General features: G+C 69.6%; 17 protein-coding genes. 8 read left to right on the forward strand and 9 right to left on the reverse strand.

Going from position 1 to position 19,205, the window contains the following annotated elements; genetic code table 11:
- Together AB0O93_RS07090 and AB0O93_RS07095 are read left to right on the forward strand one after the other, a co-directional pair.
- Positions 1–227 (forward strand): hypothetical protein (locus tag AB0O93_RS07090; protein WP_363341887.1); only part of this gene is annotated, 227 nt, incomplete at its 5' end.
- On the forward strand, positions 224–1,045 hold the full coding sequence (locus AB0O93_RS07095) for a hypothetical protein (protein ID WP_363341889.1): 822 nt from the start codon (positions 224–226) through the stop codon (positions 1,043–1,045). The genes AB0O93_RS07090 and AB0O93_RS07095, both read left to right, overlap by 4 nt.
- Before the next feature lie 388 nt (positions 1,046–1,433).
- Here the strand turns inward: AB0O93_RS07095 and AB0O93_RS07100 are convergent, their stop codons facing one another.
- The 3 genes from AB0O93_RS07100 to AB0O93_RS07110 are packed head-to-tail and all read right to left on the reverse strand — an operon-like array spanning position 1,434 to position 5,017.
- Positions 1,434–2,669, reverse strand: coding sequence for an allantoate amidohydrolase (locus AB0O93_RS07100; protein WP_363341891.1), 1,236 nt, complete (start codon positions 2,667–2,669; stop codon positions 1,434–1,436).
- Complete coding sequence (locus tag AB0O93_RS07105) at positions 2,666–3,859, reverse strand: FAD-dependent oxidoreductase (RefSeq protein ID WP_363341893.1); 1,194 nt, start codon at positions 3,857–3,859, stop codon at positions 2,666–2,668. Before AB0O93_RS07105 ends, AB0O93_RS07100 begins: the two co-directional genes overlap by 4 nt.
- Before the next feature lie 3 nt (positions 3,860–3,862).
- Positions 3,863–5,017: a tyramine oxidase subunit B gene (locus AB0O93_RS07110; RefSeq protein WP_363341895.1), complete on the reverse strand. Its 1,155-nt coding sequence runs from the start codon at positions 5,015–5,017 to the stop codon at positions 3,863–3,865.
- 151 nt (positions 5,018–5,168) lie between these two features.
- Between AB0O93_RS07110 and AB0O93_RS07115 the strand changes: the two genes are divergently transcribed.
- From AB0O93_RS07115 to AB0O93_RS07135, 5 genes are all read left to right on the forward strand, one after another.
- The gene (locus AB0O93_RS07115) at positions 5,169–6,074 is read left to right on the forward strand and encodes a LysR substrate-binding domain-containing protein (protein ID WP_363341897.1); all 906 of its coding nucleotides are present in this window, start codon (positions 5,169–5,171) and stop codon (positions 6,072–6,074) included.
- Between the two features lie 174 nt (positions 6,075–6,248).
- On the forward strand, positions 6,249–7,904 hold the full coding sequence (locus AB0O93_RS07120) for an amidohydrolase (RefSeq protein ID WP_363341899.1): 1,656 nt from the start codon (positions 6,249–6,251) through the stop codon (positions 7,902–7,904).
- Between the two features lie 103 nt (positions 7,905–8,007).
- On the forward strand, positions 8,008–9,003 hold the full coding sequence (locus tag AB0O93_RS07125; protein WP_363341901.1) for a sugar ABC transporter substrate-binding protein: 996 nt from the start codon (positions 8,008–8,010) through the stop codon (positions 9,001–9,003).
- A 73-nt stretch (positions 9,004–9,076) separates the two neighbouring features.
- Positions 9,077–10,609 carry a sugar ABC transporter ATP-binding protein gene (locus tag AB0O93_RS07130; protein ID WP_363341903.1) on the forward strand — a complete coding sequence of 511 codons (1,533 nt, stop codon included), beginning with the start codon at positions 9,077–9,079 and terminating at the stop codon, positions 10,607–10,609.
- Positions 10,606–11,610 (forward strand): ABC transporter permease, encoded by a 1,005-nt coding sequence (locus tag AB0O93_RS07135; RefSeq protein ID WP_363341905.1) that lies wholly within the window; start codon positions 10,606–10,608, stop codon positions 11,608–11,610. The genes AB0O93_RS07130 and AB0O93_RS07135 overlap by 4 nt, the downstream gene beginning before the upstream one ends.
- A gap of 40 nt (positions 11,611–11,650) precedes the next feature.
- On the opposite strand, the gene AB0O93_RS07140 is transcribed toward AB0O93_RS07135, so the two are convergent.
- Positions 11,651–12,184, reverse strand: a complete 534-nt coding sequence (locus tag AB0O93_RS07140; protein WP_363341907.1) for a hypothetical protein — start codon at positions 12,182–12,184, stop codon at positions 11,651–11,653.
- 200 nt (positions 12,185–12,384) lie between these two features.
- Between AB0O93_RS07140 and AB0O93_RS07145 the strand changes: the two genes are divergently transcribed.
- Positions 12,385–13,809, forward strand: a complete 1,425-nt coding sequence (locus tag AB0O93_RS07145) for an aldehyde dehydrogenase family protein (RefSeq protein ID WP_363341909.1) — start codon at positions 12,385–12,387, stop codon at positions 13,807–13,809.
- 92 nt (positions 13,810–13,901) lie between these two features.
- Here AB0O93_RS07145 and AB0O93_RS07150 read toward each other — a convergent pair whose 3' ends face one another.
- The 5 genes from AB0O93_RS07150 to AB0O93_RS07170 all read right to left on the reverse strand — a co-directional run bounded on the left by AB0O93_RS07150 (position 13,902) and on the right by AB0O93_RS07170 (position 19,200).
- On the reverse strand, positions 13,902–14,750 hold the full coding sequence (locus AB0O93_RS07150; RefSeq protein WP_363341911.1) for a molybdenum cofactor biosynthesis F family protein: 849 nt from the start codon (positions 14,748–14,750) through the stop codon (positions 13,902–13,904).
- A gap of 46 nt (positions 14,751–14,796) precedes the next feature.
- Positions 14,797–15,777, reverse strand: coding sequence for a helix-turn-helix domain-containing protein (locus AB0O93_RS07155; RefSeq protein ID WP_363341913.1), 981 nt, complete (start codon positions 15,775–15,777; stop codon positions 14,797–14,799).
- Between the two features lie 91 nt (positions 15,778–15,868).
- Positions 15,869–16,477, reverse strand: coding sequence for a TetR/AcrR family transcriptional regulator (locus AB0O93_RS07160; RefSeq protein ID WP_363341915.1), 609 nt, complete (start codon positions 16,475–16,477; stop codon positions 15,869–15,871).
- Between the two features lie 36 nt (positions 16,478–16,513).
- Positions 16,514–18,505, reverse strand: coding sequence for a primary-amine oxidase (locus AB0O93_RS07165; protein ID WP_363341917.1), 1,992 nt, complete (start codon positions 18,503–18,505; stop codon positions 16,514–16,516).
- Positions 18,506–18,603: 98 nt separating this feature from the next.
- A complete protein-coding gene (locus tag AB0O93_RS07170) occupies positions 18,604–19,200 on the reverse strand; it encodes an XRE family transcriptional regulator (RefSeq protein ID WP_363341919.1) in 597 nt (198 codons plus the stop codon).
- Positions 19,201–19,205: the final 5 nt, after the last annotated feature.

Raw genomic sequence — 19,205 nt, forward strand, 5'->3', positions numbered from 1 at the left:
TGATCGGTACTCATCTTGACCACGCACGATGGCTCGCCAGCGTCAACGACACCAACGACTCCGCCGAAAACTCCACCACCACCCGGGACGTCACCCTAGGTGTAGTCGCGATGCACGAACTCGACGCTATAGTGTCCGCGGATTGGGGGTTGGTGTGGACAGTGTTTATGACTCGGTCTCAGGGTGGATTGAAGATAAAGTCCGAGGCCGGCAGCTGCGTTGGATGATCGCCGCCCCGTCGGCTGTCGGTACGGTTCTGAGCATCGGGGGTGTGCTGCTTGGTGTGCAGATCGTCTCTTACCTGAGCATGGGACTTCTCGCTCTATGGCTAGGTCTGTGCGTGGTTGTGCTCGCCATCGATCGTCGCGCGGTTAGGCGGAGCTTGCGGGAGAAGGACGATGTGCTTCGCGCCTACGGCAACAGCATTCGCTCAGAGCAAGAAGCGGATCAAGATCTGTTCCACACCGCGAGTTGGGATGAGGAGGTCTCGATCTCCGGTGGTGGGGACGCCGTCATCATTCGCAAGTTCATTCTGAAAACCAACACGCGCCCGGTTCGGGCTATCTGGACACTAGCGAAGCGCAACTCCGATGCGCACTTGTCACCCGCTACCCGAGACGCAGTTCGCGTTTCGGCCCACTATCTGAACGCGGACGGTCGGACAGGTTCCAGGATTGTGACTACTAAAGCATGGGAGCACGAGGGGCGCCTTCGCGTCTACATGCATTTCGACCGGCCCTTGGCTCCTGCAACCGAGGTCAACATCCAACTCAAACTTGAGTGGCCGAAGTACGCGCGAGACGCACTGGACGGACTGACGGATGTAGTGCACTGGACTGCTCGACGGCCGACGGCACGGCTGAGCTCCAGCCACACCTACGAGAAGTCCTATACGAAGAAGACTCTCGCCATTACAGCCCTCGATGGAACCCCGGAGCCGACAGTCGTCGTCGACGCAACGAACGGCACAACAAAAATCCACCTCGATCTAGATGAGATCGAGGTGGATCGTGAGTACGGCTACCGGGTGAGTCTGAGCGACTAGAACTCAGCGCCGCCAAGCTTGATGATCATGGTATCGGTCCATCCTTTCTGCCGCTGACTATGACCGTTATCGTGAGCATAGTCAAGCCTCCTTGTGTTTGGCTGGCAGTAGCGACACGCCGCTGGCTAGGTCCGCTCGGAGGGGAATCGCTGAGGTGTTCAGCTCGAGAGTGCCTCTCGACAAGCCAGACCCCCCGGAGGTGTGCACCGAAGTCCCCTGCGGATGATCTCGTTCTGGGCTGTTGTCGCGGTCATGCCCCCGCGATTACGGCAGCGACCCGATCCCACTCGGTCTTCTTCCAACCCTCCCTCAGCGTGCCCGCCATGGTCCGGAGCCGCGACCTCGTTTTTGAACGGGGTCGCGGCTCCGGATTTTTCGTGAACGCGCGTCACGGCTGCGATGCGTCCGGCTGGAGCAGCAGGTGCTCCAGAACGGACGCGAGGGCCTCCACGCCGGCATCGATGTCGTCCGCCTCGGCGGTCTCCTCGGGAGTGTGCGATGCCCCGGTGTGGTTGCGCACGAAGAGCATGCCGGTGGGCACGTGGGTGGCCAGCACGCCCGCGTCGTGCCCCGCGCCGGTGTCGAGCACGGGGGCCTCGGGGAGCACCTCGGCCATCGTGTCGCGCAGCGCCCGGTCGAACTCGACGGTCGGCGAGAACGAGTGCTCGGTGACGGAGACGGTGCACCCCTCGGCCTGGGCGGCGGCCTCGGTCGCCGCCGTCACATCGGCGACGATCGCGCGCACGATGTCTTCGCCGCGGTGGCGCACGTCGAGCCACACGTCCACCGACGAGGCGATCACGTTGGTGCCACCGGGGGTGACCTCGAAGCGGCCGACCGTCCCCCGCGCGTCGGGGCTCTCGAGCACCCGGGCGCGGAGGGCGCGCACCGTCTCGGACGCCACGACGACGGGATCCTGCCGGTCCTCCATGAGAGTCGCGCCGGCGTGATCGGCGCGCCCCTCGATCCGCACGTGCCAGCGGCCGTGGGCGATGATCGCGCCGCCGAGGGCGACCGGCCGGTCGAGGTCGGCGAGCCCGCGGCCCTGTTCCACGTGCAGCTCGATGAAGGCCGAGAGCGTGGCCAGCCGCTGGGGGTCGGGACCGATGGACTCGGGGTCGAACCCGGCCTCGGTCGAGACCTCGGCGTAGCTGCGCCCGTCGGTGTCGCGCAGCGCGCGGACGCGCTCGGGCGCGACCGCGCCGGTGATCAGGCGCGATCCCAGGCACGCGACACCGAAGCGCGACCCCTCCTCCTCGGGGAAGACGGCCACCGCCAGCGGACGCCGGGGCGTGACGCCGCGAGCCCGCAGGACGTCGACCGCCGCCAGGGCGCTCGCGACGCCGAGAGGGCCGTCGAAGTTGCCGCCGCCCGGAACGGAATCCAGGTGCGAGCCGGTCGCGACGGCGCCGGAGCGTCCGGTCGTGCCCTCGGCATCCCACCAGGCCCACAGGATGCCGTTGCGGTCGGTCTCGACGTCGAGGCCCCGGCGGGTGGCGTGGGTGACGAACCACTCCCGCAGCTGGCGTTCCGCGGCGGAGAACGCCGGTCGCGCGTAGCCGCCCGCCGGGTGGACGCCGATGCCGGAGATCTCCTCGAGCAGGACGTTCGCGTCGCCGGTCATCGCGCCGCCTCCGCGAAGCGCTGCCCGTCGGCGCGGAACCGCTCGCCCGACCGGCCCGACCCGGCGACGAGGTCGTACACGAGTTCGCCCAGGAGGGGCGCGAACTTCGCCCCCTGCCCCGAGCACGGCGAGAGGATCGTGATGCCCTCGGCGCGGTCGATGATCATGTCGTCGCGTGGCACGTTGGTGAACAGGCACGTCGCCTCGGCGTACGGCGTGGTCTCCAGCCCGGGCACGAACTCCCCGACGAAGCCCCGCACGCGTTCGCGGTTCTGCGGGTCGATGACGCCGTCCTGCTCGCGGGCCGAGCCGATCGTGCGGCCGCCGTTGTACTCGGCGATCTTCTGCCCCGCGAAATCCGCGTCGCGCCCGCCGGGCAGGCTGTACATCTGGATGTCGTCCCCCTTGTAGATGAACGTCGGCCAGGACGTGCGTTCGTCTGCGGCGGTCGCCCCGCCATCCTCCGCCGCGCGGTACGGGAAGTGGAACGCGTTCTCCTGACGCACCTCGAACGAGGGCAGGGCCGCGCGGAAGCCGGAGGGAATATCGAGGTCCGCCAGCAGCGCGGGCAGCCACCCGCCGGCGGCGACGATGACCTGACCGGCCGTGACGGCGGCGCCGGTCGTCGAGGTCACCGTGTACCCCGTCGACGCACGCCTCACCGACGCGGCCTCCCAGCCCGTCCGCAGCTCGGCGCCCGCTGCGCACGCAAGATCGAGCATGGCGTGCACGGCCGACTCGGCGTCGATGACGCCGGCATCCGCATGCCACAGCACCTCGGTGTCGAAGCGCAGCTGCGGCCAGCGGTTCTCGGCATCCGTCCGGCTGAGGAGCTCGTGCGGCACGCCGACCGTCCCGAGGGCGTCGGCGAGGCCGCGCGGGTCGCGGACGGAGCCGAAATCGAGCGAGCCGCTCGGGGTGATGAGTCGACGACCGCTCGCGGACTCGAGCTCGTCCCAGCTGGAGCGGGCGCGGACGACGAGGTCGACGTAGAACGGGTCGGCGTAGGCGTAGCGGAAGATCCGCGCGGAGCCGTGCGAGCTGCCGAGATGAGAGGCCGGGACGTCGCGTTCGACGACCACGACATCGGCCCCCGACTGGGCGAGACGCCAGGCTGCGGCAGCGCCGCTGAGGCCGGCGCCGATGACGAGGTACGACACGTGTTCGGTGGAGGAAGTGGGGTTCGTCACGGGTCAGGCCAGGTCCGGGGCGTCCCACAGGTTCAGCTTCGTGCCGATCCCGAGTTCCACCGCGTTCTCGTACACCGTCTTGGCCCACGCGACGTCTTCGACGCCCATTCCGCCGACGCTGAACAGGACCGGCTGGTCGTCGAACTCGCGGCCCTCGGCGGTGCCGTCGAACACGTCGCCGATGTTGACCACGCGCGATTCGTCCAGTTCGCCGGCGTCGATGAGGTCCTGCCAGTACAGCCCGATCATGCCGAACGCGGTCTCGTGCGAGGGGGCGGGGTACTCCTCGGCCCAGGCCTCGTAGATCTTCTTGGCGTCCGCGATCAGGCGGGCCTTCCCCGAGACCGTGTACTCCTTGTCCATCCGGAGGTTGGCGGGCAGGCTCAGGAACGCGCCGGGCTTGATCCAGTCGCCGTCGATGTAGGGGTAGTTCTCCGACCCCACCAGCCCCGTCACGGCCTCCGAGACGATGTCGGACTCGCGCACGGCCTGCTCGACGGTCTCGGCGATCTCGATCGTGGTGAACTGCGGATAGTGTTCGCGGACGTAGTCGGCGAAGGCCTCCGCGGTGACGCGGCGACGTCCGTTGATGCGGATGGTGTGCAGGCTCGGGCGTGCCGTGGTCATGGCGTGCAGGGCGCTCTTGTTCATCGCGCCGGGGCCGATGATACCGAGGGATTCCGCGCCGATCGGCGCGAGCTTCTTCGCCGCCGCGCCGGGGACTGCGGCGGTGCGGTAGGCGCTCTCGAGGTTGCCGGACATGATGGCGAAGGGCGCGCCGGTGTCCTTGTCGTTCAGCACGATCAGGTGGATCGAGCGGGGCAGGCCCTTCTCCCGGTTGTCGATGTTCGAGCCGTACCACTTCACCCCGGCGGCATCGAAGCGTCCGCCGAGGTAGGCGGGCATCGCCATGAAGCGGCGGTCGGCGGCATCCAGCGGCATGCCCGGGAACGGCGACGACGCGGGGAAGCTGATCTGCGCTCCGTGCGAGTTCGCGGAGCTGCCCGCCATGCGGTAATCGCCCTTGGCGACGAGGACGAGCACCTCCTCCATCACCTCCATGCAGCGGGCCATGTCCTTCATGCCGGCGGCGATGACCTCGGGCTCGCTGAGGTACAGCATGTCGATGCGGGTGTCCGGCACTGCGCTGGGAGTCATGATGAATTTCCTTCAGGTAGATGACGTTCACTTCAAGGAAACCTCCGGATCGGGGAGAGTGTCCAATACTTTCGAGAACGCGCATTCATCTCGCATCGCTCGCAATCGTGCCGAAACGAGCGGGCAATACGACGGGCGTATGTTTCGGCAGGTGGAGATCCGGCAGCTGCGTTACTTCCTCGCCGTCGCCGAGGAGTTGCACTTCGGCCGCGCGGCGCGGCGACTGCACATGTCGCAGCCGCCCCTCAGCACGCAGGTCGGTCGGCTGGAGCAGGAGATCGGTGTCTCGCTCTTCGAGCGCAGCACCCGGAGGGTGGCGCTCACGGCAGCGGGGCGGCATCTGAAGGAGCGAGCGTCACGCCTTCTGGGTGAGTTCGACGCGCTGCGGGCGGAGATGAGCGAGTACGCCGACGGTGTCGCCGGCGACCTCACCGTGGGCTTCGTCAGCTCCGCGAATTACACGGTCCTGCCGGGTGTCGTCCCTCTGTTCCGTTCGCGGCGCCCCCGCGTGAACCTGACGCTCATTCCTCTCACCTCCGGAGAACAGCTCGAGCGACTGCGCGCGGGAGCGCTCGACGTCGCGATCGTGCGTGACGAGACCGCGGCGAGCCCTTCGCCTGCCGCTGCCCTCATGTCCGAGGTCGTCTACGAGGAGCGGCTCGTCGCCTGCCTGCCTGCCGGCCACCCGCTCTCGTCTCGCCGCGAGCTCTCTGCTGCGGAGCTCGTGGAGGTGCCGATGATCTCGTATCCGCCCTCGCTCATGCCCGGGTTCGTGAACCGCGTGAGCGACGTCCTGGCCGCGGCGGGTGGCGGGCGGGTCGTCGAAGAGGTCGTCCATCAGGAGACGGCACTGGGCTTCGTGTCCGCCGGAGTCGGAACCAGCATCCTGCCCGAATCGGTCCGTCAGCTCGTGCCGCCGTCCATCGCGATCGTCCCCTTGGCGGGATCGCCGACCACGCATCTGCTGGCGGCCTGGCCCGAACGGCACGAAAGGAGCGCGGTCGTCACCGCCTTCGTGGATTGCCTGCGTGAGGTCTCGGCGACGCTGAAACGCTGACGAGACCCGACCCGCGCGCATGTGACCGGCATCCGCCGCCATGAACGTAGGCGCCGGCACCACCCGACGACGTGTCCGGCGTTCGCGATCAAGCCGCATGCGCTCGGTGACAACGACGACGCCCGCATCCGCGAGGAGCATGGTGCCACATCCCTACATCACCCGGGAGGGCACGTGGACACTGCGGATCTCATCGTCATCGGCGGCACCGTTCGAACCGGCGACGCGGCGAAGCCCGTCGCATCGGCGTTCGCCGTGTCCGGCGGGCGGATCTCGTTGGTCGGTTCCGACGACGAGGTCCGCGCGCTCGCCGGCCCGGACACCGAGGTGCGCGACCTGGCGGGCGCGGCCGTCGTACCCGGCCTCATCGACGTGCACAACCACCATCTGCTCGCCGGCGAAGCGGAGCTGTACCAGCTGTCGATCTCGCCGACGGACTCGTTCGCCGACCTGGTCGAGGCCGTCCGCGCCTACGCGCGCGACCTCGACGAGGACGCGTGGATCGTCGGCGAGGCGTTCGGCAGCGTGCTGCTCGACGCCTTCTCGCGGATCGATGCGCGCGAGGCCCTGGACGAGGCATCCGGCGGACGGCCTCTCGCGCTGACCGACGACAGTCACCACAACCGGTTCGCCAACACGCGCGCGCTCGAGCTCGCCGGCATCGGCGACGACACCCCCGATCCCGACGGGGGGAGCATCGTGCGCGATCCGCGCACCGGTGCCCCGACCGGGCTGCTCCTCGAATCGGCCACCATCGCCCTCACTGCGGCCGTCGACGCCGGAGTCGGCCGCAGCCCCGAGCGCTACCGGGCGGCGAGTCGTCGCGCGATCGAGATCCTGCACTCCCACGGCATCACCGCGTTCCAGGATGCCGCCGCCACGGTCGAGATCATGGGCGCCCTGCGCGACCTCGACCGCGACGGCGAGCTCCACGCCTGGGTGTCGTCGTGCATGCTGTCGTCGGGCTTCCTCTTCGCCAACACGCCCTTCGGCGACGAGCTGGTCGAGCGGGGCGAGGAGTTCCGCACCGAACACCACCGTCCCGACTTCGTCAAGGTGGCGCTCGACGGCGTCCCGCCGACCCTGACCGCGGCCTTCCTCAGCCCCTACCTCGACAGCCCCGGCCACGATCACGGTCACTGCGGCGTGACGACCATGGCCCCCGAGGAGCTCGAAGACTGGCTCCTGCGCACGGCCGCCCGCGGGCTCGGCGCCAAGATCCACTGCACCGGCGACGCGGCGGTGCGCGTCGCCCTCGACGCGATCGAGGCGGTGCGAGAGGCCGGGTACGCCGACATCCTGTACCAGATCGCGCACGGCCAGTTCGTGCATCCCGACGACCGTCCGCGCTTCGCGTCCCTCTCGGTCGCCGCCGACATCTCGCCGTACCTGTGGTTCCCGGGCGTGATCCCGGATGCGATCGCGGCCGTCCGCGGCGCCGACGACGCGCAGCACATGCAGCCCAATCGTTCGCTGCTCGATCTCGGGGTCAACGTGACCGGTGGCTCGGACTGGCCGGTGAGCGTCTCGCCCAATCCCTGGGAAGGGATCCAGGGGCTCGTCACCCGATCGGATCCCCTCGGTCGCGCCCCCGGCACGCTCTGGCCGGAGCAGGCGGTGACGCTCGAGGAGGCGCTGTCGATCTTCACCATCAACAGCGCCCGCGCGATGGGTCTCGACGACACCGTCGGGTCGCTCGCCCAGGGCAAGTCCGCCGACTTCGTCGTCCTCACCCAGGATCCGTTCACCGTGCCGGTCGATCGCATCATCGACACCCGCGCCGAGGAGACCTGGTTCGCCGGCCGACGCGTCTTCACCCGCGACGAGTGAGGCCGAACCGCACGACCCGCACACCCCGCTGACGGAGCCCCCCGCACCTGAAGAGAGCACCACCCGTATCCGCGCACCACCTCACCCGAAGGACGCCCCCATCATGCGACACCGCATCACACTGATCGCCCTGACCGCGGCCACCGCGCTCGCGCTCGCCGGCTGCAGCACCACCGCGCAAGACGACGCCGGCGGAGCCGGCGAGCCCCCCGTCGAGCGCGGCACCGTCGACAAGATCCTGTTCGACTACCCGTTCACCGCGCTTCCGGTCTACGGCGCCATCACGCAGATCGTGGAGGCCCGGGCCGCCGAGAAGGGCGTCGAAGTCGTCTTCACCAACGACGAGATGGACCTGCAGAAGCAGGTCAGCCAGCTCAACTCCTACCTCGGCAGCGACATAGACGCGGTGGTGTCCTTCCCCGTCGACCCGGCCAGTCTCGAGTCGATCGCCCAGCAATACCAGGACGCAGGCAAGTACTGGGTCACCTACGGCGGCGACATGGAGAACCAGGACGCCACGCTCCAGTTCAGCTTCTACGACTCCGGCTACCAGCTGGGAGCGGATGCCGCGGAGTGGGCGCTGGAGAACGTGGGCCCGGACGCCAAGGTCATCGTGCTCAACGAGACCGAACGGCAGATCGGTCAGGAGCGTTCGCAGGGTCTGATGGACGGTCTCACCGAGACCGCTCCCGACCTGCAGATCGTCGCCGAGCAGCAGGCGGTCACCCCCGATGACGCCCTGTCGGTGACCACGGCGCTGCTGGCGCAGCATCCGGACGTCAACGTCGTGGTCACCGCCGTCGGCGACGCCGCGCAGGGCGCCTACCAGGCGCTGGTCGCGTCCGGCCGGGCCGAGGACGATCCGCAGACCTACGTCGGCGGACTCGACCCCAATCTCTTCGGCCTGCAGCAGATGGCGGAGGGCAACTTCTTCCGCGCCGCGACCTACTTCTCCCTCGAGGAGCTGGTGGCGCAGGTCATCGACATCCCGATCGCGCTCGGCGAGGGCGCGGAGGACGCGAGCGTCGACATCCCCGTGACCCTCGTCACCGCGGACGACCCGAACCTCCCCGACTACATCGCCGAACTCGGCGGTTGAGCATCCCGGTGCCGGGGACGGCCTGTTCCGTCCCCGGCACCGACGCATCGGCACGGTCGAACGAAGAGGAGCCATGGGCGCATCACTGCAGGGACTGACCAAGAGATACGGCGCGACGTTGGCGTTGGACGACGTCACCCTCGACATCCCCGACGGAGAAGTGCACGCGCTGCTCGGGCACAACGGCGCCGGCAAATCCACTCTCATCAAATGCCTCGGCGGTGGGGTGCAGCCGACGTCGGGGACCATCGAGCTCGACGGTCGGACGTACGACGGACTCTCACCGCGCGAATCCATCTCCGCCGGCGTGGCCGTCATCTACCAGCACCTCGCGCTCGTCGAATCGCTGACCGTCGCCGAGAACCTCTTCATCGGGCAGGAGCGCACGCGGGCGGGATTCGTCGACCGCGGCGCGCAACGTCGACTCGCCCAGGAAGCGCTCGCGACCGTGGGGGCGCACGGCATCGACCCGGACATGAAGGTCGGGGCACTGCCCATCGGTCAGCGCCAGCTGGTCGAGATCGCCAAGGCGCTGCGTCGTGACGCTCGGCTGCTCATCCTCGACGAGCCGACCGCCGCGCTCTCGCGCGCCGAGTCCGACCGGCTCGGCGACCTCGTGCGCGATCTCGCATCCCGGGGCATCGCGATCCTCTACGTCACCCACCTGCTCGGCGAGGTCTTGAAGCTGGCGGATGCCGCCACGGTGCTCCGCAACGGCAAGGCCGTCTGGTCGGCGCGTCGAGACGGCATCACGCGCGAGAACCTCGTCGCCGCCATCAGCGACGGAGAACCGAGCGCGTCGGATCGCCCGCTGCCGCCGCGCGAAGACCAGCCCGCGGCGCTGACGGTGCAGGGGCTGGCAGCTCCCGGACTCGGGCCCATCGACGTCAGCGTGGCAGCGGGCGAGATCGTCGCGTGCTTCGGGCTGATCGGCTCGGGGCGCACGCGGTTCTTCAACACGCTGTTCGGTCGCATCCGCCGTACGAGCGGCACCGTCAGCATCGACGGCGTCCCGCGACATGCCGCGGGACCGGTGTCGGCCCTCAAGGGCGGGCTCGCGCTGGTGCCCGGAGACCGTCTGCGCGAAGGACTGTTCGCCACCCTGCCGGCCCTCGACAACACCGTGGTCAACATCTCCCGCGTGCTCTCGCGCTTCGGGATCCGTCGCGCGTCCGCCGAGCGCGCGGCCTTCGACCGTGTCAGCACGCGCCTGTCGCTGCGACCGGCCCTCCCCGAGCTGCCCGCGGGCCGGTTCAGCGGGGGGAACCAGCAGAAGATCCTCCTCGGGCGCTGGATGAACGACATCGCCCGCACCCGCGTGCTGCTCCTCGACGACCCGACTCAGGGGGTGGATGTCGGGGCGAGGCGCGACATCTACGACGCCGTGAAGGCGCTCGCGGCGGAGCGGGGCATCGGCGTCCTCGTCGCGACCAACGAGGCCGAGGAGGTCATCGATCTCGCCCACCGCTGCCTCATCTTCGAGCAGGGCACCGTCGTGGCCGAATACGACGTCGCGACGACCTCGGCCGACCAGCTCCTCGCGGTCGTGCACGACACCGCACCCGACACGCACATCATCGACCCCAGCGAAGGACACTCGCGATGACCTCCCACAGACTCCTCTCGTCGATGACGGCGGGCCTCATCCGCACGCCGCTGTTCGTGCTGCTCATCCTCATGGTGATCGGTGTCCAGGTGGCGACCGACGCCTTCTTCGGGTGGCAGAACATCCGCGGCATCCTCCAGGACAGCGCGGTGATCGCGATCGTCGCCATCCCGGTGGCGATGCTGCTCATCGCCGGGTACATCGACCTCTCCGTCGGATCGACGCTCGCCCTCGGAGGTGTGGTGGCGGGCCTGGTCATGAACAATGCGACCGGCGACCCGGCCGTCGCCGTCCTCCTCGCCATCGGCGCCGGCGCCCTCGTCGGGACGTTCAACGCCGTCGCCGTCACGGTGTTCGGATTGAACTCGTTCATCACCACGCTCGGCACCCTCACCGCGGTACGCGGTGTGGCGCAGCTCATCAGCCCGACCCCGACCAATCGCTTCGGCGACCAGTTCGGGTTCCTCGGGGTGGGCACCGTCGCCGGCATCCCGCTCTCGGTGTGGATCGCGGCCACCCTGCTGATCATCGCCGCGGTCTTCCTCACGCTCGTGCCCGCGGGGCGCCACGTCTACGCGGTCGGCGTGAACCGCGAGGCGGCCTTCCTGTCGGGGGTGCGGGTGCGGGCGATCCCCTTCACCCTCTTCGTCCTCTCCGGTGCGGTCGCCGGCTTCGCCGGGACGATCGTGGTGGCGCGGCTGAACAGCGCGCCCGCGGGACAGATCGGTGCCGGATTCGAGCTCGTGGTGCTCACCGCGGTCCTGTTGGGCGGTGTCGCGCTCACCGGTGGTGAGGGGTCGATCTTCGGTGTGCTCGTCGGCGTGCTGTTCTACAGTGCGCTGAACAACTCCCTCGTGCTCCTGGGCGTCACGACCTTCTGGCAGGCGGTCGCGAGCGGGCTGGCGCTCATCGCGGCGATCGCGCTGAGCCTGGTCACCCACGTGCTGCGCGATCGGCTCGCCGCGAACAAGGCCCGCCGACTGGCGCTCGCTGCGGGCTGATTCCCCCTGCCGGTGCGCGCGGCGCGGCAGGGGCGGCCGGTCACACCGCGAGGACGCCGGCGCTCATGAGCACGACCGACAGCGTCATCGCGCCCATCTCCCCGCGGGGGAGCGGGCGCGGCATCCGGACCCCCCAGGCGAGCGACGCGACGACGTAGAGCACGACGGCGGCGCCGACCGCCGTCTCGAGCGGCACGGCGTGCGCGTGGGGCGTCACCGCCGGGCCGACGTCGGAGTGGTGCCCACGCATCATGAGGTGGAGCGCCCCCATCAGCACCATCCCGACGGCACCGTGGACGAGCATCGCGGTGGAGCCCTGCTCGGGGAGGTGGCGGCGCGATCGGCGGGCACGGCGGGGGCGGCGCCACAGCACGATCCCCATGGCGCACGCCATCAGCACAGCCGCCCAGTAGACGGTCGGGACGTACCGTGTCAGCCCGGCATCCGTCATCGCGACCAGCATCACCACGGATGCCGCCAACTCGGGTGCCCGCATCCGTGGGCGGTCGCACGCCAGGAAGCAGACGCCGAGGGCGGCCGCGGCGACCGCCGCGGCATGCAGGAATCCGCTCACCCGTCCATCGTGATGCGCGCCGTGCAGACGGAGATGACCGAGGGTGCAGCATCCGTGTCGGACAGTGCCCGCCTCGCCGATCATGCGCCGCGCGCAACCCCCGGTGCGCTCGCGGACAACCCGGGGGGACGCCGGATGCGGACGATGGGAGGACCCAGAGGTCTTCGCGGTCCCGCGGCCTCGATTCGAAGGAGACACCGATGTCTGACACCGCAGCCGACACCGACGAGCGCGCGCTCATCGAGCGCGTCGCGGCCCCGGAAGGGGAGGGTCGCGAGATTCCCGATGCCGCCACCCGCGAGGTGATCGGCCGGGCGCCCGAGCACACCGTCGCCGAACTGGACGACGCCGTCGCGCGTGCGAAGGCCGCCCAGCCCGGGTGGGAGGCACGGGGACACGAGGAGCGCAGCGCCCTGCTGCGCGCCGCCGCCGATGCGATCGAAGCGCACGCCGAAGCGCTGGCCCGCCTGCTCTCGCGCGAGCAGGGCAAGCCCCTCAACGGTCCGAACGCGCGGTTCGAGGTCGGCGCGTGCGCCGCGTGGCTGCGCACGAACGCGGCGCTCACCCTCGAGCCGGAGGTGCTGATCGACGACGAGAGCGGCCGTGCCGAGCTCACGTACAAGGCGATCGGCGTGGTCGGTGCGATCGGCCCGTGGAACTGGCCCTTGATGATCGGCATCTGGCAGATCGCGCCGTCGCTGCGCATGGGCAACACCGTGGTCCTCAAGCCGAGCGAGTACACCCCGCTCAGCGTGCTCGCGATGCTCTCGGTGATGAACGAGGTCCTGCCGGCCGACGTGCTCATCGGCGTCTCAGGTGACCGCGAGGTGGGCGCGCGGCTGGCCTCGCACCCCGATGTCGCCAAGGTCATGTTCACCGGCTCCACCGCGACCGGCCGGAAGATCATCGAGAGCAGCGCGGGCAACCTCGCGCGCCTCACTCTGGAGCTCGGCGGCAACGACGCGGGCATCGTGCTGCCCAGCGCCGACCCGCAGGCGATCGCGCAGGACGTGTTCTGGGGCGCCTTCATCAACACCGGGCAGACCTGCGCCGCGCTCAAGCGCCTCTACGTGCATGACTCGATCTACGACGACGTGGTCGCCGCCCTCGCCGAGGTGATCGAGAAGACGCCGATGGGCAACGGCCTCCGGGAGGACAACGTGCTCGGCCCGCTCCAGAACAAGCCCCAGTTCGACGTCGTCAGCCGTCTGGTCGAGGACGCGAGGTCGCGAGGTGCACGGGTCGTCACCGGCGGCGCGCCGGCCGCCGAGCTCGGCGACCTCTTTTTCCAGGCGACGCTCGTCGCGGACGCCGTCGACGGCATGGCGATCGTCGACGAGGAGCAGTTCGGACCGGTCCTCCCCGTCATCCGCTACTCCGATGTGGAGGATGCCGTCGCCAGCGCCAACCGCCTCGACGTGGGTCTCGGCGCCTCGGTGTGGGGCGAGCGGGAACAGGCGCGCGAGATCGCTCGCCGCATCGAGGCGGGAACGGTGTGGATCAACAGCCACGGGGGAGTGCACCCGATGGTTCCGTTCGGTGGAGTCAAAGGGTCGGGCTACGGCGTGGAGTTCGGTGTCGAGGGTCTGAAGGCCGTCGCGGTGCCGCAGGTGATCAACGGCTGAGCGTGGACACGGCGATGCCCCCGCTACGGGTGGGGGCATCGCCGTCGGTGCCGGCACCGGTGCGGATGTGGCTGCCGGCGGAATCGCCGGGATCAGCTCGCGTCCGGCTCCCACGGCCGCGCCGGGTCGTAGTGCGCGGGATGCACGGTCTGCGACAGCAGCGAGCCGTGCGCGCCGAACGTGAAATGGGTCTGACCGGTGCCGGCCTCGTCGGCTCCGAAGAGCACGCCGTAGGAGCGCAGCGCCTTCTGGTTGCGGTGGTCGGCGATGGTCACCGACCCGCAGGGGATCACCTTCTCTCGCCACGCGAAGACGAAGATCCCGGGACGGATGCGCCACACCGTGTTCTCGTCGGTGTCGGCGAGGCCGCGCTCGGGGCCGGCGAGACACTGCCACGTGTACCAGTGCGGTGACACGTAGACGTGCTCATACGCGTGCTGCGGCGAGTAGACCCACAGCACACGGCGTCCGATGAGCTCGGTCGTCGGTGCGGGGGCGTCGCCGCGCGCCTCGATCCCCTCGATCCGTGCCGGGGCGAACAGTTGCTGCACGGCCGTGGTCCCGGCGGCCGCGGCGCCGAGCACCGAGATGATCGACAGGGCGTGGCCGCTTCGGAGGTCGAGGATCAGGCTGACCGCCCGGCTCGGGTCGTGCGCGTGGGGGAACTGCGCGTAGTAGAGGTCGTCGTCGACGCGGAAGACCTCGCACGCGTCGGTCTTCGACTCGGCCCGGGTGGCATCGCCGGTGCCGGGCTCGTACGTCCACACGACGCTCCCGTCGCCGAAGGTGTGCGTGATGCGCGTGCCGCGATCGTCGAGGACCGTGATGGTCCGCCCGGCGAGGTCGTCGGTCGGCTCGGCCTTCGCGGCGTCGAAACCCGGCGCGAGGCCGTCGAGCGGCAGCCACGTGCGGGTGTCGGAGAGGTTCGGGGGCGTGGTCATCGGGGGTCTCCTCCGTCGTGATGGTCGACGCGTCCGTGGGTGCTCCTCAGCGGGAGCGGAAATCGCTCGGGGACATCCCGAAGGCGGCCTTGAACGCGCGGCTGAAGTGCGCCGCATCCGGGAATCCCCAGCGCGCTCCGATCGCCGCCACGGAACGGTCCGCCAGGAGCGGATCGGCGAGTTCGCGGCGGCAGTGGGCGAGGCGGCGTTCGCGGATCACGGTCGAAACGGTCGTCCCCTCGGCGTGGAAGAGATTGTGCAGATGCCGCGTGGAGATGTAGTGGGCGGCGGCGATCGAGCCTGGGGAGAGGGCGGTCGAGCCCAGGTTCGCCTCGATGTGCTCGGCGATGCGGTGCAGCAGCGCACGATGCGGATCCGCCGCGGCGGCGTCCAGTCCCGTCTCGCGCGAGTAGACCGTGGTGAGCAGGTCGAGCGCCGTGTGCACGAGCCGCGGGCCGCTCACCGCGGCGACCTCGTCCAGGTGGGTGCCCAGCCGGGCGATGTACGGCGCCGCCAGGGCGCCGAGGCCGGTCTCTCCGGCGATCCGCACCGCGGTGAGCTGATGCACCTCTCGCGCCGGCAGCCCGAGCGCGTCGTGCGAGAACATCATCACGACCGTCCGGAAGTCGCCGTCGAAGACGAGGGTGTAGGGCCGGGAGGTGTCGTACACGGCGAGGTCGCCGGGGTGCAGCAGCGCCTCGCGGCCGTCCTGGACGAGCAGGCCGCTGCCCGCGAGCATCACGCTCACCTTGAACGACGGCTGCGACCGGCGGGCGATCAGTTCGGGCGTGCGCTCCACCACGTGGGACCTCGCGCGGACGTCGGAGAGATGGACGCCGTCGGCATGACCGGCGCGGATCGCGCCGCGGAAACGATCAGGGTGGTCGCTGGTCACGCTCAGGGGCACGAACGAGTCGTTGACCGCGGTGCGGAACTCGCTCAGGTCGTGAGCGCGCGCCGTCAGGATTCCATGGGCGGTCGCTCCGCGGTGGTGGACGGCATCCGGGGTGAATGCGGGGATCGTCATGGGAGACCTCCTTGTATCCCTTGAGCGTGTCGGTCCATGCGTCATTTTTATCCGACGCTTGTAGAACCAACGTGTCCCCGATGTTACAGGATCATGTCGCTGTGCGGGACCCCATCGTCGACAGGAGGATGTCGAGCATCGCCGTCAGGCGGGGACCGCGCGCCGTCTCGGGGAGGAGCACGCCGATCGCCTGCACGCCCGTGATCGCGTGCAGGATGAGGTCGATCTCGCCCGTGGTGTCCAGGCTCGCCGGCACCTCGCCGTCGGCGCGGGCCTGCGCGATCAGCTCCGACAGCTGCTGCTGCCACTGGTCCATCTTCGTGCGGAAGAGGGTGGCCATGTCGGCGTCGATGGCCGCGTGCTCGAGGAAGGGGATGACGATGCGCGCCTCGAGCAGACGCTCCTCGTCCATCGGGAGCGTCTGCACGAGGAAGGCCCGCAGAGCCGCGAGTCCGCGGAGGTTCTCCGAAGCCGCGATCGCCTCGTACCGCGCCGTCGTGGCGGCGAAGACGTGCTCGAAGGCCGCGGCGAGGATGGCCTTCTTGTGGGGGAAGTAGTGGGTGACGCTGCCGTTGGCCAGGCCCAGCTCGCGGGCGAGCCCCCGCATCGTCGTCGCCTCGATGCCGTGCGCGGCGATGCTGCGCCACGTCGCCTGGATGATCTCGGCACGGCGGCTGGCATGATCTACGAGTCGAGGCACGGGGGCGATTCTCTCAGCACCGCGCGCGGGTGCGCGTCAGTGCGCGCACGCGCACGCGCCGGAACCGCAGCATCCGCTCCCGCCGTCCGCCGCGCGCGGGTGCGCCTGCGACGACTCGGGCACGTCCATCGCCGGGTTGACGTCGAAGAACCCGTACGGCTTCAGCCAGAAGCCGGCGTAGTCCACCGGCATGATCGGCCAATCCTCCGGCCGCGGGACATGGGTCAGGCCGAAGGTGTGCCACAGCACCAGGTCCTCGCCGTCGATCGACCGGTCGTCGGCCGTGTAGGCGGGAAGACCCGCGCCGCCCTGGTGGCCGTTCGGGTACCGCCCGCCCGGCCAGCGTTCGTCGCGGTCGTAGGCCGTCCCCCACAGGTGCTTGGTCGCGAACGTCGCACGCGCAGCCACCGACGAGGCCGGATCGGCCATGAGGAGCGCCGTCGGCTGGGGGATCAGGTGGTACGCGGTCGGCTTGCCGATGTAGTTCGTGTGGGAGGCGCTGCGCACCTCCCACACGCGCGCGACCGACGTGTCCGCCTCGCGCTGCGCCTCGGACTCGGTCCTCAGGGGTGTCTCGCTCCAGGTGAAGGCGTTGCCGAAGGGATTGTCCTCGCCCATCGGGATGCGGCGTGCGTCGATCTCGAGCAGCCGGTTGTCCTCGCCGTCGATCGCCACATCCAGCCGCGCGCAGAACAGGTGCTGATGCACGGGTGCGAAGACGCCCGGGGCGATCTCGGGTGCGTGCGGATTGCTCGATCCGGGGATGCCTCCACCGGCGAAGACGATGCCGGTGGCCTTGGCTTCGACCTGGATCGAACCGTCGAGGTAGAAGTACCAGTAGAAGCCGTAGTCGTAGTTCCCGATGGTCGAGAAGTACGACACCACGAGTCGACGCGACCGGCGCACCTCGGCGCCGACGCCGGGCTCGGTGTGCTTCCACAGGATCCCGTAGTCCTCTTCGTGCATGCACACCACGTTCGGGATCTGCACGGGCTGGCCGTGATCGTCGGCGACGTAGCCGTCGAAGTAGTGGATCACGCCCAGGCAGTCGCATCCGAGCTCGAGGTGGTTGGCGTTCTTGCCGAGGAGGTATTCGCCGGCGTCGAAGTAGCTGATCCAGAACCGCGTCGGCGAGGTGTCACCGTACGGGACCACCATCTCGGGCACGCTGGCGCGGGTCAGGACCGGTCGACCGTCGAACGCGACGTCGTGGAGCACGAGCCCCTCGCGCGCATTGAAGTCCACCCGCATGGTCCAGTTCTCCCACTGCACGTGCGATCCGTCGACGGCGAAGCTGGGGCCCTGGGGCTGGGTGATCTCGATCGGGAGGAGGCTCGTGCGGGCCGGGCCCACGGCGTCCGGGGTGTACTTCCCGCTGCCCGCGGGCACCGGGACATCGCCCTCGTCCTCGATGCCGATGACGCGGTTGTCGATGAGATCGATGTGGACGATGAGTCCCTCGACGGGATGTGCCCAGGCGATGTCGTCTTCGCTGTCGCGAAGGAACGTCAGCGACCGGATCACCCGCCGCCCCACCTCGTTCGCCCGGCCGACGAAGCCGGGGGCCAGAGGTGAGCAGAAGGCCAGCTCCATGCGGTCTTCGAGACCGCGCCGTCTCATCGCAGCACGCCACTCCGGCGATGCCTTGACGATGGCGGCCGCGCGGTCGTACTCCTCGAAGAGGTACTGAGGCTGACCGTAGGGCGCGGTCGACGGATCGTGCGGGCGGTCCTCGTCGATCTGCTCGCGGGTGACGGAGACGACCACCTCGCGGACCGCCCCCGTCGCGGTGTCCAGGAGCGTGACGTCGACGCGGCGGTCCAGCGGGTCACCGGGCGACCACGCGCGAAGCTCGGCCTTGTCCGGCTCGTGGGGGAGAAGCATGGGCACACGCGTCGAATCCGAGAGCAGCCCGCCGTCCGCGAGGATCTGCCGGGCGCCGGCGATCTCCTCCGGCGTCAGCGGATCCAGCGGATGCCGCGGTGCGGTCTCGCGCGGGGAAGGGTGGCCGTGCTCGGGGTTCGCCATCGCAGATTCCTCCAGGGGTCGTTTCCACCCTGAAGCACGCACGCGCGGTCGTCTTGATTCCTGGTGCACCGCGCATTGACGAGAGTGCAGGGGTGCGGTCAGCGCGACCGCACGGCGAGGAAGCGGATGGGTACCTCGATGAGTTCGGCAGGCCCGTGCGCCGCCTCGCCGTCCAGCAGAAGGGCGTCGCCGGGGGCGAGATCGTACTCGTAGCCGCCGTGCCCGTACTTCATGCGACCCTCCAGCATGTAGAGGAACTCCGTGCCGGGGTGCTGGAACAACGGGAAGACGTTCGACGCATCGGTCAGGGTGACCAGCGTCGGCTGCAGGGCATCGGGGGTGTCCTTGAGAACGCCGAGCATCTGGTAGAGGTGTCCGTGCTGCGTGCCGCTGCGCACACTCACGCTCCCGGCGCCCGCCTTGGTGAAGGAGGCTTCGCGGTCGCTGGCCGAGCCGCGGAAGAGGGCCGTGACCGGGATGTCGAAACCGTCGGCCAGTCTCTGCAGCGTGGTCAGCGAGCACGACGTCGTGGCGGACTCGATCTTGGAGATCATCGCCTTGGAGAGGCCGGTCCGTGCGGCGAGGTCCGCCGCGGAGATGCCCCGCTCCGCACGGTACCGACGCACCTGCTGCGCGATGATCGGCTCGAGCACCCCGCCCGGGGCGTCTCCCGCTCCCGTGGTCGCCGCGCTCACCTGGC

The organism is Microbacterium sp. NPDC077184 (genome assembly GCF_040687055.1).
In the GTDB taxonomy this organism is placed as follows: domain Bacteria; phylum Actinomycetota; class Actinomycetes; order Actinomycetales; family Microbacteriaceae; genus Microbacterium.